Raw genomic sequence first — 16,645 nt, forward strand, 5'->3', positions numbered from 1 at the left:
ACTTGTGGTGGCGTGGTATCAACATCTTTATTTGCTATACCTTGACCGCCTAAGTTACCCGATTTATCAGCATAACTGTTGTCAGGCACCGTCACACTGACATTGCCATCAATACCTGTAGGAAATTTACCCGTCCACGTTAAACCATCTTCTGAAGGTGTAAGTTCAACCTTAATACGTTTACCATCTTCATCTTTGATCACAATTTCTTTTGGATCAATTGTTGATGGATCAACGTCAGGTGCATACTTAATCGTAATCTCACCTTTGTCATTAATACTGACTTGAACCGTTGGCGGCTCATTGTCTAAAACAGGATTACGAATCGCTGGTACAGATTCTACTACATCTGTTTTTGCAACTGCTGTAATGCTGTTGCTCGTACCTATTTCATTCGCAGGAACTTTAAGTGACCATTTACCATCAGACGTAATATCTTTGGCAGGAATTTTATATTCTTTGCCGTTAAACGTGACCGTGATATCAGCATTGGGATTGCTGACTGTTCCTGTAATGGTAAACAAGCCATCTGTTGTAAGATCAATTAATTCTTTTTCATTTACAACGTCATCGCCTGCAATAACATCAATTGAAATCAGTGGTAATAACACCGCATCATCAATTGGATTACCATCTTGGTTGGTCGTTGTCGCATCGATATCATCACCATCGTTCAATGGAATGTCCGTGGTTACAGTCCACTTGCCATCTTTATCCGCGATTACAGGTGGCAATTTTGTGCCATTCGGTAAAGTCACAACAACTTCATTGCCTGGTTCTGTTTGACCTGTAATGTTGGTTATTGGTTTACCATTTGCATCTGTACTTGGTGTAACTTGATTGATTTTGATCGTAATTAAGCTGTCATCATTGCCTGAACCTTTGTTGCCATCAAGGTCTGTATAGCTATCATCTTTAACTTCGACTTTAACTGTTTGACCTGGTTCAACTTTTAATTCAACTGTCCAAGTACCATCTGCATTTTGTTTTGGCTCACCAACAACGCGACCACCCGTTACATTCAAGTCTGCCGATGAGAATGTACTTGGATCAATATCTTCACTAAATGTAAATGTTGCTGTCGCAGAGGTTTCATCTTTTGCATTGGCAATAATATCGACTTCAACTGATGGTGCGGTCGTATCAACATCTTTATTTGCTGTACCTTGGCCGCCTAAGTTACCCGCATAATCTTTATAACTATTTTCAGGAACGGTTACTTTAATATCACCATCCACACCTGATGGAACTTTACCCGTCCACGTCAAACCATCTTTTGATGGTATAAGTTCAACTTTTACAGGATTACCGTTTTTATCAACTATGATAAATTCTTTTGGATCAATTGTTGACGGATCAACGTCAGGATCAAACTGAATGATGATTTCAGCTTTAGCTGTAATTTCTACATCTACGTTTGGTGGTGTTAAGTCTTGACCAACTGGACGTTCAGCAACATTTGACTCAATTAGCGTACCATCTGCACCAACGACACTACCTTGCGCTTTAATATCATTATTTGATAAAACATCTGATGCAGGAACCTTAATACTCCATGTACCATCAGCATTAACAGTCACTTGATCACCTGAATAAACCTTACCGTTAAATGTAATGGTCATTGATGCAGATGGATTGCTTACAGTGCCAGTAATAGTGATATTACCATCAAAATCAGTTAGTTCCGCCAACTCACCTTCGTTGATAATATCATCACCACCCACAATACCAATCGATACAAATGGAAGTAAAACATCATCTGAAGTTGGCTTGCCATCTTGATCATCGGTCACGGCTTCAACTGTATTGCCATCGACAAGTGGTTTATCTGTGGTCACTGTCCAATAACCATCTAGATCAGCAGGTTCAGAAACAAGTGTTGAACCATCAGGTAAAGTCACTGTGACTTTATTACCAGGCTCAGTTGTTCCTGAAATAATAGCTGTATTGCCATCTGGTATAATCGAATCAATTTTTACGGTTACTTTTTTATCAGTGCCAGATGAACCTTCATTACCCGCAAGGTTTGTATAGCTCTTATCTTTAACACCTACATTAACCGTAATACCTTGCTTCGTTCCTGTAAGGTCAGCAAACCATGTACCATCTTTATTTTCAACAAGGTTACTGAGCTTACCACCGGAAATGACAATATCTGACAAATCAAAGTTTTTAACTGGTTCATTAAACTTAAAAGTTACAGTGCCATCGTCATTGATGATGACTATAACAGCCGGAGGTTTTGTATCAATAACTGCTGTATCACCACCTTTACCTGAGGTATTACCTGTTTGATCTGTAATAGTTGCAGCGACATCAACCTTGCCATTTGCTTGTGGCGGAACAGACGTAATATAACCATTGTTCAACATATCATCGGTAATAATAATGTCTGTAGGTTCACCACCATTGATAATAATCGTGAGTGTATCGCCAATTTTGGCTTCTTTTGGAATAGTAATTTTTACAGATACATCAGGACCCTGACCTAACTCGGCGCTATTGATTACACCATCATTATTAATATCTGTCGTAATTTCAACTTTTGGTGCAGGAATCACACCTGTATTTGGAATCAGTGTTTCATCTGTACCTGGTTCTGAAACCAAACCTGTATTTGGATCAGTCACAGTCCCTTTAACAGGAACCTCTTGACCTACAGGAGGTAATTCTGCTGTTGGCACATCAACTATCCAATTATATGTACCATCATCATTAGGTGTTGGATCAACTTTTACAGGGTATTCTTTCCCACCTACAGTCACTGTCACATCAGCATTTGGATCATCAACTGTACCCGTAATCGTTGTTGTATCATCTTCACTCGGAACAATTGGATCAATCGTGACATAAGGTGCTTTTGGTGGAACTACAACAGGTGCTTCATCCTGACCTGGCTCTGAAATTAAACCTGTATTTGGATCAGTCACAGTCGCTTTGACAGGAATTTCTTGCCCGATTGGGGGCAATTTATTTGTGGGTACATCGATAGTCCAATTATATGTACCATCTTCGTTAGGTGTTGGATCAACGTTTACAGGATATTCTTTCCCGCCAATGGTAATGGTCACATCAGCATTTGGATTATCTACTGTACCTGTAATCGCGGTTGTTCCATCTTTGTCTGGTACAACTTGATCAATTGTGACTACAGGTGCTTTAGGTGGCAAAATTACGGGTGCTTCATCTGTCCCCGGAGGAGAAACTAGACCAGTATTCGGATCAGTGATTGTTCCTTTTACAGGAACTTCTTCACCTTGTGGAGGCAATGCCGATGTTGGTACATCCACTGTCCAATTATATGTACCATCCGCATTCGGTGTTGGATCAACTTTAGCTTTATATTCTTTTCCATCAAGCGTCACAATCACATCTGCATTTGGATTATTTACTGTACCTGTAATCGTGGTTGTTCCATCCTTATCAGGAACAACGGGATTAATCGTGACGACAGGTGCAATTGGTACTTCAGGTACTTTCGGTTGATCTTTCGATGATCCATTTGAACCATCTACCGCAATCACTGTACCACCAACGAGCGCACCACCGACAATCCATGGCAGTAAATTAGATGCAGTACTCCCACCACCTACAGCAATCGGTAGTAATTCCTCTAAGCCTGCTAACTCTTTAAAACCTGCGACACCATTTTGCCAATCTAGCAATAAGAAAGCACATTCAGTCCCTTCAAAAACGAGTGCTGTATTATTTCCTTCTGCATCCACTACAAAATAATTTTCAATAGTGAGTATTTCACCATCCTTCATTTTAATAATTAAATTATTACCATCTTGAATAATTTCAGCAACATCTTCACGAAGAATTTTTGTTTGAATAATCGATCCTTTTTCTAATTTAATTATATTAGAATCGATTTCCACCTTCTCCATTGTCGCCTTATCAATAACAATAATTTTTTGCATAATAAAAAGCCATTTTCTAATGTAACAGTCAGTAAACTATATTAACAGAGCGATATTTTTTGTACAATAAATCCATAGTGTTTTTAATTCTATTAATCAATCATTTTTTTGACTATTATTCAACCAACACAGTCTTTTTACCGCAGGATAAATTCATGTTGAAACGTTCGCTACTTTGTTTAAGCCTTGTTCTTGGTCTAAGTGCATGTTCATCTATACAACATAAAGCTACTTTCGAAAAACCAACCCATTTATTATTTATAGACAAAGAGATAAATTCACTACCTGTTCAAGTACAGCGTGATGAACGCCTTTGTGATGGTGATAAAGCAGACGATCAAAACTGCCCAATCAAGTTTTTTATTGATGATTTTAAAGCTGGTGAATTCTATATTCATAACACAGCAACGTACTATTTAAAGCCAAATGAGTACACATTGACCGTCAAAAACTGTAAAGAAAATTGCGTTACTAATCACACTAAAATACAAATTGACGAAAAGTTACCATTAGTAACTTTGGTATTATCTATTGATGAAAATGGAAAACCATTCATTATCAACAAAAAATCATAGTATAATATTCAACCCGAAATTCGTGATAAATTTCGGGTTGAATTTAGTGCAAAAAATCACATTAAACGAATAAAACATAGATTAAATTTATTCTATTTTCTTGAAAAAATAACTCCATTAAATTCAATTTTTCTATTACATAATATAAAAAATATATTAATAAAAAAAACCTAATATTTTTTAATAATATTAAATTTTTAATAAATGTGTTTATTTTTTACCAGATCAAAATGGATTTATTTAAGTGGTATAAATTTTGTTTCATAGAAATAATTCAAATGTATAAATTTCACTGATTCCATGTATACTTTTCCACCTCTCTTGTACTGTTTTATCTGCCTTATGCAACAAAACCGTGAACTTAGAACTCTCCTCAAAAAAAAACGTCGTGCATTAAATTCGACCATGCAAAAAAAAATTGAAGTGCAAATCCTGCATCAAATGATTCAACAACCAAAATTTTATCATGCAAAAAAAATCGGCATTTATTTACACGCATTTGGCGAAGTTCAAACCCAAAAGCTCATTGAGTACTGCTTTAAACAGGGTAAAAACGTTTTTCTACCGATGATTTGCAATATGAGTTTAAAACTTGTTTGGATTCAAATTACTCAACATCAATATCGAAGCAAGCGTTTTGCGATGCATCGTTTAGGCATGTTAGAGCCGATGAAAAGCCGTGGTTTTCATGTTTCCGTATTAGATTTTCTCATTTTACCTTTGCTGGCTTGCGATCAACTCGGTACCCGTATGGGTATGGGGGCAGGTTTTTATGACCGTACCCTTGCAACTGCGCCCAAACGCCCTTATAGAGTAGGAATCGCCCATGACTTTCAACTTTTAAGTGAACCATTACAGCGAAATTCTTGGGATCAACCTTTAGATGTGCTGATTACACCATCAAAAGTCTATCGTTTTAGTCGGCATTCAAGTTTATTCAGGCTTTAAAGCCCTTCTAAATTTTAGATACTTGCGCTTTTTTATATTTTTTATTGAGCAAGGCCCTTGTAATTTTTAAAATACCCATCACTATAAAATTCATGGCAACAATGTTGTTACTCACTAGGAGTGCCCATGTCAGAAAATATTATGAATCAAGAAAATCTTGAGCAAAACGTTCCGAGTGTATTACCACTTTTAGCTTTGCGTGATGTTGTGGTTTATCCACATATGCAAATTGCACTCTTTGTCGGTCGTGAAAAATCGATCAATGCCGTTGATATCGCTCGCAACAGCGATAATCTCGTATTTGTAGTTGCACAAAAAGATTCTCTCACAGAAGAAATTGATCACGACAATTTATATCAATACGGTACTGTCGCTAAGATCGTCCAAGTCGTAAATCATGAAAATGATGAAAACTGTATTAAAGTGCTAATTGAAGGCTTACACCGTTCTAAGCTTGTAGAAATCATCGACAATGATGAATATTTATCGGCTGAACATGCGTTAAGCCCAATGAGTGTTGCAACCGTCGATTCAAACACTCAAGCATTACGTGTTGAAGAATTACGTGCTCTATTTGCACAATATGCTGAAACGAAACTACGTAATGCACGTGAGTTAATTGCGGCTGCAAACAAAATTGACGATCTTCTACAACTGTTATTCTTCGTTGCAACACGTGTACCGTTGAATATTGATGTAAAGCAAAAGTTCTTAGAACATGATCAGTTTGAAGAGCATTTACAAGAACTCATGAGCTATTTATTACAGCAGTCAGAAGAGCAACAAGTTGAACAAACTTTGCATGACTCTGTAAAACGTCAAATGGAAAAGAATCAGCGCGAATATTTCCTGAATGAAAAAATGAAGGTTATTCAGCGTGAACTTTCTGACATGAATGGCGGTGCAGAAGATGATGTTGCTGAAATTGAACGTCGTTTAGCAGAAGCTGATCTACCAGAACATGTGCGTAAAAAAGCTGAAGCGGAATTCCGTAAGTTAAAAGCAATGCAACCTGCATCAAGTGAAGCTGCTGTTGTTCGTAACTATATCGAAGCGATTTTAGATACGCCTTGGAATAAAGCAAGTAAAGTCAGCATTAACTTAGCAAAAGCTCAGGAAATTTTAGATACTGATCATTATGGCTTAGACGATGTAAAAGACCGTATTGTTGAATATCTCGCAGTACAGTCACGCGTGAAAAAACTCAAAGGTCCAATTCTTTGTTTAGTCGGTCCCCCAGGTGTTGGTAAAACGTCACTTGGTGAATCGGTTGCTAAAGCAACGGGGCGTGAATTCGTTCGTATGGCACTCGGTGGCGTACGTGATGAAGCGGAAATTCGTGGTCACCGTCGTACTTATATTGGTGCGATGCCAGGTAAAATTGTGCAATCATTGACTAAAGTAGGCGTAAAGAATCCTTTATTCTTACTCGATGAAATTGACAAAATGGCACAAGACTATCGTGGCGATCCAGCTTCTGCATTGCTTGAAGTGCTAGATCCATCACAAAATGATAAGTTCAGTGATCACTATTTAGATCTTGATCTTGACCTTTCAGAAGTGATGTTCATCTGTACTGCAAACAGCATGAATATTCCTGAAGCGTTGCTTGACCGTATGGAAGTGATTCGTCTACCAGGTTATACCGAAGATGAAAAAGTCAATATTGCAGAGCGTTACCTTGTTCCAAAAGCAATTAAGAACAATGGTTTACGTGCTAAAGAATTGACTGTTCACGAAGAAGCAATTCGTGACATCGTACAGCGTTATACCCGTGAAGCAGGTGTTCGTAGCCTTGAGCGTGAAGTGTCTAAAATTGCACGTAAAGTCGTGAAAGAAGCCGTGAGCAAGAAGTCTAAAAATCTTCAGCTTGAAGTGACCTCCGCTAATCTCCCAGAATATTTAGGTCCACACAAGTTTGACTTTGGTATGGCGGAAGAAGAAGCGCAAATCGGTCGTGTTAATGGTTTGGCTTGGACATCTGTTGGTGGTGAGTTACTTACTATCGAAGTTGCAGCAGTCAAAGGTAAAGGTAAATTCATTACTACTGGTTCACTCGGTGATGTGATGAAAGAATCAATTACCGCAGCAATGACAGTTGTTCGTACCCGTGCAGATGAGCTTGGCATTGAAACTTCGCGTTTTGAAGAAACTGATGTTCACGTCCATTTACCTGAAGGTGCTACACCGAAAGATGGTCCATCTGCAGGTTTAGCATTGACGACTGCACTTGTATCTGCGTTCACAGGCATCGCAATTCGCCCTGATATTGCAATGACAGGTGAAACAAGCCTTGGCGGTCGTGCGATGCGTATTGGTGGTTTGAAAGAGAAGCTACTCGCTGCACATCGTGGTGGTGTAAAACTCGTATTCATCCCACAAGAAAATGTCCGTGATTTAGCTGAAATTCCTGACAATGTGAAAGAAGGTTTGGAAATTAAAGCTGTGAAAAGTATCGATGAGATTCTGCCACTTGCTTTAGTTGAACAACCAACGCCATTGGTTAAAGCACCAATTGTGAAAACAACAGGTGAAAGCAAAGCTGCTCGTCATTAATTACTCAAGTAATTACATATAAAAAAGAGCGCTACGGCGCTCTTTTTTATACTTACTATCCCCATATTTCATTTCAACCTAATAAAAGCTCAAATCAGATTGTTAACTAAAAAAATGAAGATCAAAACCTCATTTTACCCTTGAAAAATACAACATGGACATCATATATAAATAAAGAAATTGTGGTTCATGATGATTTAACTTAAGACCAAAACTTACTTTTTAGTGGTTTCTATCAAATCTCCAGATAGATAGAAATCCGCATGCAGTCCTACTACCCCTCATGGACTGCATTTTTTTATCTATACTTTTTATTTATAAAAATCCTCGTCAATACATCCCTTTTTAAATGAATTAATTCTTTGTGCTGCATCAATATCAACATGATGTTTCTCACTTTTCGTTCCCAATGTTACTTCTTTTATCTCATCATTTTTCTGCTCTTATTTCTTTACAACCTATTTTAGGCGTATTTATTTTAACCTGAACGATTATCCATATAACGCTATACTTACCATTAAACTCTCATCATTTAATGCATGCTATGAAAATTCGTATTCTGACTATTGGTCAAAAAATGCCAGCTTGGATACTTACAGGTTTTGAAGATTACTTCAAACGTATTCAACCTTTTGTTCAAACCCAAGTGATTGAGCTAGCTATGGCAAAGCGAGGAAAAAATGATTCAGAAGCCGATATTTTAAAATACCGAAATATTGAAGGTGACAGCATTTTGGCACAGCTCAAACAAAATGAAGTTCTCATTGCACTTGAAGTCGGTGGTCGTGAGTTCGGTACAGAAAAGTTAGCTGAAACCATGAAAAGTTGGATGCTTGAAGGTAACGATATCGCTCTTGCGATTGGTGGACCTGATGGTCACTCAGAAGCCGTTCGCAAAGCCGCGGCTTGGCATTGGTCACTCTCTAAACTCACCCTTCCACATCCAATGGTACGTGTGATGCTCATTGAACAACTGTATCGTGCAATGAGTATCAACAATAATCATCCTTACCACCGCGCAGGATAAAATTTGAGGCACGATAAGAGTTACTTCATTTCGAAAACAGTATGTTGAAGTTACTGAACAACATTCAAGATCACTTTTTACAATGGGATAAACAGCGCAGTATGAAACTACAAACCTTGCCCGGCTTATTTATTTCTCATGGCTCACCCATGCTTGCGCTTAATCCTGAACAAGTCGGCCCTGCTTTAAACCGACTTGGTCTAAATTTGCCACAACCTCAAGCAATTGTAGTGATGTCAGCACATTGGGAAAGTAATGCTTTAGAAGTAAGTACAGGTGTCCGCCCTGAAACATGGCATGATTTTCGTGGGTTTCCACCTGAACTCTATGAAATACGCTACCCTGCACCGGGCGACCCGCAACTTGCTGAAGAAATTTTGCATCTATTCTCTGAAGCACATATTACTGCCCATGCTAATAGTACTCGCCCACGTGATCATGGCGTATGGATGCCTTTGTTGCACATGTATCCTCAAGCGGATATACCTGTGGTAGAAATTTCACTACCTATGAATATTTCTGCAAAAGAAATTTATAAGATTGGACAAACTTTAGCAGTATTACGTGAAAAGCAAATTTTATTGATGGGTTCAGGCAGTATTACGCATAATTTACGTGAACTTTCTTGGCAAGGTGAAAATGCCAATGTGCCTGAATGGGCATCAACTTTCCGTAATACCGTAGTGAGTAAGCTCCATCATCAAGATTTTGATGCGGTGCTCGATTGGAAGAATTTGCCTTTTATCGAACGTAATCATCCAACTTTAGAACATTTCGCACCACTATTTTTTGCTATGGGTACAGGTCATCGTTTTAGTATTGTACATAGTAGTTTTAGTATGGGTTCACTTGGTATGGATATTTATCGCTTTGATTAATACACATATCCATTTATAGATAAAATATATCAATATAGTAACAAAAAATTATAAATGGATACATTTTGCTACCCAAAAAGCGCATATGTATCCATTTTTTTTTAAATAAATACGTTATCCTTCAAAATGTTATCCATAGCATGAACTGTTTATCCCATGAAATTAAAATATTTAGCAATTGCCCTTTTCCCTCTTGCTCTTGCCGCTTGTCAGTCAAATGGCATTCAAAAAACTGGAGATTCAACAGTGAGCGTTGTAGAACAACAAAATGTAAATAAAACATTAACTGCATATCAATGGAGCGCAAATACTGCAAATGCGCCTAAACCTTTAGTTTTAAATTTTGATGCTCAAGGTCGTTTAGCCATTTCAACCAGCTGTAATAATCTAATGGGTGGTTGGAAAGTAGAAAATAATCAGATTGTTTCAGGTAATTTAGCGGCAACACAAATGGCATGTGAAGCAAATGCAATGGTACAAGAAGGTGTTGCAGCAAACTTATTTAGTAACCGTAAAGCTCCGTTTACTTTAGATATGAGTAATCCTGATCAACCTAAACTGACCATTGTTGCAACAAATGGTGAGAAGGTTGAATTTACAGGAACAATGACACCTGAAACAAAATATCAAAGTGAAGGCGAAACGATTTTCCTTGAAATTTCACCTGAAACAAAACAATGTACTGGCGTTGCTCCACAAACATGCTTACAAGTCAAAGAAATCAAATATGCTGAAAATGGTGTAAAAACCTATCAAGATAAAGATTGGACGTTATTTTATAACCACATTGAAGGTTTTGAGCACGATCCAAAAGCACATAAAATTATCCGTGTAAAACGTTATGAAATTAAAAACCCTGCTGCTGATCAATCTAAATATGCTTATGTATTTGATATGACTGTAATGAATGCAACTGTAAAATAAAATTTAAGCATAAAAAAACCGATGCATTTGCATCGGTTTTTTTAGTGATTCTAAGTTAAAACTTAAAATACACCTTGAGCAAGCATTGCATCAGCAACTTTTACGAAGCCTGCAATGTTCGCACCGTTTACGTAGTTTACAGTACCATCTTCTTCTGTACCGTATTTCACGCAGTTGCGGTGAATTTCTTTCATGATTGCATGAAGACGTTCATCAACTTCTTCAAATGTCCAACCCAAACGGATTGCATTTTGAGACATTTCAAGACCTGATGTTGCTACGCCACCAGCATTCGACGCTTTACCTGGTGCATAAAGAATTTTCGCTTCAACAAATTTTTCAACAGCATCAAGTGTAGAAGGCATGTTTGCACCTTCAGCTACACAAATAACGCCATTTGCAATAAGTGTTACAGCATCATCACCATTTAACTCATTTTGAGTTGCACATGGCAACGCGATGTCACATTTGATTCCCCAAGGGCATTTACCTTCAAGGTATTCAAAACCATGTTTAGACGCGAATTCTGAAATACGACCGCGCTTCACATTTTTAAGTTCCATCACTTCACATAAAAGCTCAGTGGTAAAACCATTTTTAACGTAAACCGTACCCGCAGAGTCAGATAAAGAAACAACTTTTGCACCTAAGTACATTGCTTTTTCAGCAGCATACTGTGCAACATTACCCGAACCTGAAATGGTTACAACTTTATCTTGGAAGCTTTCGCCACGAGCCTTAAGCATTTCCTCAGCGAAATACACAGTACCGTAACCTGTCGCTTCTGGGCGAGCCAATGACCCACCGAAAGTTAAGCCTTTACCTGTGAATACACACGCAGTATCGTTGCTTAATTTCTTCATCATACCGGCCATATAGCCAACTTCACGACCACCAACACCAATATCGCCCGCAGGAATATCAGTATTCGATCCCAAATGACGATATAACTCGATCATTAAAGCTTGGCAGAAACGCATGATTTCGCCTTCAGATTTACCTTTAGGATCAAAATCTGAACCGCCTTTACCGCCACCCATTGGCAGTGTGGTTAAAGCATTTTTAAATGTTTGTTCAAAACCTAAGAATTTAAGAATTGAAAGGTTCACTGATGGATGGAAACGCATTCCACCTTTAAATGGACCAATAGCCGAATTGTATTGTACACGGAACGCACGGTTCACATGCGTTTGACCTTTGTCATCAACCCATGAAACACGGAATTGAATTGCACGTTCAGGTTCAACAAGACGCTCAAGTAACCCGTGTTCAGCATATTGCGGATTTTTTGCAATGAACGGCCATAAGCTCGTCATCACTTCTTCTACAGCTTGTAGAAATTCTGGTTGATGTGAATCACGTGTTTTAACGTAGTTTAGGAAGTCGTTAAGGCTGTTATATTTCAACGCTTAATCCTCAGCAGTTTGGTGGATCAAAATCGGTCAAAATTTCAATCGATGATGTATTTTGGCGCAAACAATGTAATATCTTTTGTAACCAATCGGCAATAGTTATTTTCAAATTCTTTAAAATTAATTTAATAACAAATAGTTATCTTTATTATAAAACATAATTAGGCAATCCTAAAAATTGATCTATATCAAGACTTAAAGAAAATTCATGCCATAAAAAGAGGCGACTTGTGCGCTCAAATTGTGCACACCGCAAATCCTGATTTTCATGCTAAAATTCACAATTCAATGATGTTATTTTTCAATTTAAGGCTCAAATTGAGCTGTTGTGGCTATACATGAATCTGCAAATCTCTCTCATTCAATCTATTGATGCTTTACTGCCTCAGACCCAATGTGGTCTATGTGGTCATCGTGATGGATGCCTTCCTTATGCCAAATCTATCACTGAAGGTGAAGATGCCAACAAATGTGTACCCGGTGGTCAACCTGTTGCCGATGCATTAGCAGAATTATTGAGCCGTCCAAAATTACAAGCAGAAGAAAGTGTTTGGGCTATACAAAGAGATGGTCGTCCACAGCGTATGAAAGCGGTCATTCGTGAAGATGAATGTATTGGTTGTACCAAATGTATTAGTGCTTGCCCTGTCGATGCGATCATTGGCGCAGGTAAATTGATGCATACCATTCTCACGGATTTATGTACGGGTTGTGAGCTATGCATTCCACCCTGCCCTGTCGACTGTATTGATCTAATTGAAGATTTACAGGATTTACCGCAAGAATCTCAACGCATTGCTGAACAAACCGATTTACGTGAACGTTACTATGCGCATATCCAACGTGAGGAAAAACGTCGCATTCACCGTAAAGGCCCTGTCGTTCGTGCTGAAATTGATACCGAATTATTTGCACAATTTTCTGCACAAACAGACCAACTGCCTGAAATTCAAATCATTGAAAAATCAAATGAAATACCACCATCTATCGATGCAAAAACCACGATCGAATTGGCAAAAATTCGTACGCAAATTAAAAAACTTGAAAAACAACTTAGCGTCCGCCCCGATGCAAAAAAGCAAGAATTACTTGAATCACTCAACACACAATTGAGTCAGTTACAAGGAGTATGAAATGAGCGTTAAAAATATGACGCGAAAAGAGATTCAAATCTTTTTTGAACGTTTACGTGAACAACGCCCACACCCAGAAACTGAGCTCAATTTTTCCAATCCATTTGAATTATTGGTTGCGGTTACATTGTCTGCACAAGCCACCGATGTCAGTGTTAATAAAGCTACAGATAAACTCTTTCCTGTTGCCAATACGCCTGAAGCCATTTATGCATTGGGTGTCGATGGTTTAAAGGAATATATCAAAACCATTGGTTTGTATAATTCCAAAGCCGAAAATGTAATTAAAGCCTGTAAAATGCTGATAGAGTTGCATGGTAGTCAAGTGCCACAAAACCGTGCTGATCTTGAGGCTTTACCAGGAGTTGGGCGTAAAACAGCAAATGTGGTACTTAATACCGCCTTTGGTCAACCAACGATGGCCGTTGATACGCATATTTTCCGTTTGGGTAATCGTACAGGGCTCGCTGTTGGTAAAAATGTACTTGAAGTTGAACAGCGTCTCATCAAAGTCATTCCAAAAGAATTTATACTCGACTCACATCATTGGCTGATTTTACACGGACGATATACCTGTATTGCTCGCAAACCGAAATGTGCAGAATGCATCGTATCTGATATCTGCCATTGGCCTGATCGTTTTGAGTTCGGTGCACCACGAAATAAAGCGATCCTTACAAAGACAATTGAAGATACAGTAAATCCCTAAGCCAAGAAATGATCTATATTTTATGAACATTGCGTTCAAAAATATCTCTCTTTTGTTAAAAATGATGCTGAAATTTAGCATCATTTTTTGATTTTGAATGGTTATTTTTGCTTATTATCTTTTTGTTGTTGCTCTAATCGTTCTTTTTCAACCAATTCTTTTTTCAACGTCGCCATACGTTCATGTTCTTTCGCCACACCAGGATGTACCTGATACTGTGCATTTTTACGAATTTCACGGCGCTGTGCGATTTCTTCTTTTTGCGTTTTACGTAGCAATTTAAAACTAAAAACAATCAGTCCCAAAATAACGATAACACTTAAAATGACGAGGGCAATTAATGCGATTTTCATTGGTGCTATATATTCCAACATAAAAAAAGAGACCTAATATGAATCAGGTCTCTTTTAAAGTCAAAGTTTCCAAAAAGTCTGGCTCTAAATTAACCCTCAGGGCTAAAAGTCATCTAATTTTGGAATTATTTGTCTAAAATATTAAAGAGTTCTGCTTGGACTTCATCAATGGCACGAAGACCATTCAATTTGTCATAAGTCGGTGCATTTTCACCTGAAGCCGCACGACTTTGGTAGAAACCAACCAATTGCTCAGTTTCAGTATGATATGAACCTAAGCGCTTACGAATTGTTTCTTCTAAATCATCAGGACGTTGAACTAAATCTTCGCCTGTCTCATCGTCTTTACCTTCCACTTTCGGTGGATTGTAAATTGTATGATAAATACGACCCGATGCAGCATGCTGACGACGACCCGATAAACGTTTTACAATTTCTTCATCAGGTACATCAATTTCAATCACGTGGTCAATGCTAATGCCTTCTTTTTCAAGTGCTTCAGCTTGCGGAATCGTACGTGGGAAACCATCGAAAATACAACCGTTTACGCAATCAGGCTGCGCAATACGCTCTTTCACTAAACCAATGATCAACTCATCAGACACTAAACCGCCAGACTCCATGACACTTTTAGCTTTAAGACCGAGTTCAGTACCTTCACGAATTGCAGCACGGAGCATATCACCGGTTGAAATTTGTGGGACATTGTAGCGCTTACAGATCAACTGAGCCTGAGTGCCTTTGCCAGCTCCAGGTGGTCCGAGTAAAATAATGCGCATAAAAAAACATCCTCATGTAAAACAAAGTGTATGACACTTTCAACCTACCAATAAGTTATCGGTAACATTCAAGCATCTAATTATATGAAAACCAAAAATAAATGTATTAATCCAGCAATAAATCCAGTGACACCACCTAGTACAATCAAAATCCATTCGTCTTCCTGAAATGCAGGACGTAATAAATTTTGAAACTCTTTCGGGGTTAACTCACTAATTCGATCTCGAAACATTTTAAAGATTTTCTGTGCACGGCTCGCATTAAAAGCTGGGTCGCTTACAGGTACCATGGTAATTTCTATAGAACGATCAATCAAGTCCGTCTTGAGTTTAGCATACTCACTTGGTCCTATTGACAACTGTAATGCAGTACGAATCAGCGGTGTTTCCATAATTACATTAACATGTCGTTTAATGATTCGACGGGTCTTATCTTTACGTGTTCCATACATCATTTCAGTCATGATTGATTTTAACGTAATTAAATCTTCCGTCACAACACTCGCAAAAACGTCGGAAACTTCTTCCTGACGCTTCATAAACGCGCCTTGAATATTATACGTACCAATACGAGGAATAACAGGTTTAATCCAAGGGAATTTACGATCTTTTTTAAGTTCAAAGAACTGTGGATAGCGTATGTAGTGTGGTTCTACAGGATTAAAGACCATCCAAATTGCAATCCAGTTCGTCAAGAAACCCCAAATTGCGGCAAAAAATGGTACTGTCCAATGCTGTGGTACAAATACATAAACAAACATTTGAATAATACCGAAGAAAATACCAATCAAGGCACTAATATGCCAAATAAAGTTAATTTCCTTTTGCCCGACTTTCAGAAACATACGTACCATGAGTTTGCGATCGCCTTCCATCTGGCGGACAATCATTTCTTTCATGTCAACAAGTGACTCGACGTTCATGGTCAGTTCAGTCACTAATCCTTTCAGAATTTCAGGCATCTGATTCTGTGCTTGTGCGTAAATTCTACGTTTCAGTGAATACGGTAAGTTTTCCCACAATACTGCATTACGATCAATCATTACCTCATCAATCAAATGCTCTAAATCACGTCCCACTTGCTCGCCAATGATCCGCGCCATGTCATCGGGTTCCATGGCATTTAGAAACTCATTGAGCGAACCAAGTTTGGACAGTGTGTTATCGGTGATGATGCCCGAAATTCGTCCTGCTTTTCGGGGGACAATTCCCTGCCACCCCACAGGCAATGGCCCAAGATGAAAACCCCAAAATTTAATCGGATAGAACACCATTTTCAGTGCCATCCACACGTGTGCCCAAGTCACAAATGCTGTCACAGGAACAATACTCAGTATTGCTAAATGATCAGGTCGATTAAAAAAGCCTTGCCACAAATCAATGACATATTCAAACATTCAAGCATCTCGTATTTATTTCTATGTGTGG

General features: G+C 38.3%; 13 protein-coding genes. 8 read left to right on the forward strand and 5 right to left on the reverse strand.

Features of this window, described 5'->3' with window-relative positions:
* Positions 1–3,923 (reverse strand): Ig-like domain-containing protein (locus FW754_RS04505; protein WP_446323990.1); only part of this gene is annotated, 3,923 nt, incomplete at its 3' end.
* A gap of 155 nt (positions 3,924–4,078) precedes the next feature.
* On the opposite strand from FW754_RS04505, the gene FW754_RS04510 reads away from it, so the two are divergent.
* From FW754_RS04510 to FW754_RS04535, 6 genes are all read left to right on the forward strand, one after another.
* Positions 4,079–4,498: a hypothetical protein gene (locus tag FW754_RS04510; protein WP_446323991.1), complete on the forward strand. Its 420-nt coding sequence runs from the start codon at positions 4,079–4,081 to the stop codon at positions 4,496–4,498.
* A 342-nt stretch (positions 4,499–4,840) separates the two neighbouring features.
* Positions 4,841–5,446 carry a 5-formyltetrahydrofolate cyclo-ligase gene (locus tag FW754_RS04515; protein ID WP_446323992.1) on the forward strand — a complete coding sequence of 202 codons (606 nt, stop codon included), beginning with the start codon at positions 4,841–4,843 and terminating at the stop codon, positions 5,444–5,446.
* 126 nt (positions 5,447–5,572) lie between these two features.
* Positions 5,573–8,002: an endopeptidase La gene (lon, locus tag FW754_RS04520; protein ID WP_446323993.1), complete on the forward strand. Its 2,430-nt coding sequence runs from the start codon at positions 5,573–5,575 to the stop codon at positions 8,000–8,002.
* A 544-nt stretch (positions 8,003–8,546) separates the two neighbouring features.
* Entirely contained in the window at positions 8,547–9,029 is a 483-nt protein-coding gene (gene rlmH, locus FW754_RS04525) for a 23S rRNA (pseudouridine(1915)-N(3))-methyltransferase RlmH (RefSeq protein WP_446323994.1), read from the forward strand.
* Positions 9,030–9,130: 101 nt separating this feature from the next.
* The gene (locus tag FW754_RS04530) at positions 9,131–9,907 is read left to right on the forward strand and encodes a dioxygenase family protein (RefSeq protein WP_446324078.1); all 777 of its coding nucleotides are present in this window, start codon (positions 9,131–9,133) and stop codon (positions 9,905–9,907) included.
* A gap of 156 nt (positions 9,908–10,063) precedes the next feature.
* The gene (locus tag FW754_RS04535) at positions 10,064–10,831 is read left to right on the forward strand and encodes a DUF4377 domain-containing protein (protein WP_446323995.1); all 768 of its coding nucleotides are present in this window, start codon (positions 10,064–10,066) and stop codon (positions 10,829–10,831) included.
* Between the two features lie 62 nt (positions 10,832–10,893).
* On the opposite strand, the gene gdhA is transcribed toward FW754_RS04535, so the two are convergent.
* Positions 10,894–12,237 (reverse strand): NADP-specific glutamate dehydrogenase, encoded by a 1,344-nt coding sequence (gene gdhA / locus FW754_RS04540; protein ID WP_409512107.1) that lies wholly within the window; start codon positions 12,235–12,237, stop codon positions 10,894–10,896.
* Between the two features lie 344 nt (positions 12,238–12,581).
* Here gdhA and FW754_RS04545 point away from each other — a divergent pair, with 344 nt between their 5' ends.
* On the forward strand, positions 12,582–13,376 hold the full coding sequence (locus FW754_RS04545) for an RnfABCDGE type electron transport complex subunit B (RefSeq protein WP_409512106.1): 795 nt from the start codon (positions 12,582–12,584) through the stop codon (positions 13,374–13,376).
* Position 13,377: 1 nt separating this feature from the next.
* The gene (nth, locus tag FW754_RS04550; RefSeq protein ID WP_446323996.1) at positions 13,378–14,085 is read left to right on the forward strand and encodes an endonuclease III; all 708 of its coding nucleotides are present in this window, start codon (positions 13,378–13,380) and stop codon (positions 14,083–14,085) included.
* 101 nt (positions 14,086–14,186) lie between these two features.
* On the opposite strand, the gene FW754_RS04555 is transcribed toward nth, so the two are convergent.
* The 3 genes from FW754_RS04555 to FW754_RS04565 form a co-directional block, all read right to left on the reverse strand.
* Positions 14,187–14,459, reverse strand: coding sequence for a hypothetical protein (locus FW754_RS04555; protein ID WP_446323997.1), 273 nt, complete (start codon positions 14,457–14,459; stop codon positions 14,187–14,189).
* 104 nt (positions 14,460–14,563) lie between these two features.
* The gene (gene adk / locus FW754_RS04560; protein WP_409512103.1) at positions 14,564–15,217 is read right to left on the reverse strand and encodes an adenylate kinase; all 654 of its coding nucleotides are present in this window, start codon (positions 15,215–15,217) and stop codon (positions 14,564–14,566) included.
* A gap of 80 nt (positions 15,218–15,297) precedes the next feature.
* Positions 15,298–16,614, reverse strand: coding sequence for a hypothetical protein (locus tag FW754_RS04565; RefSeq protein ID WP_409512102.1), 1,317 nt, complete (start codon positions 16,612–16,614; stop codon positions 15,298–15,300).
* Between the last annotated feature and the right edge of the window lie 31 nt (positions 16,615–16,645).

Source organism: Acinetobacter sp. 1207_04, assembly GCF_052850415.1.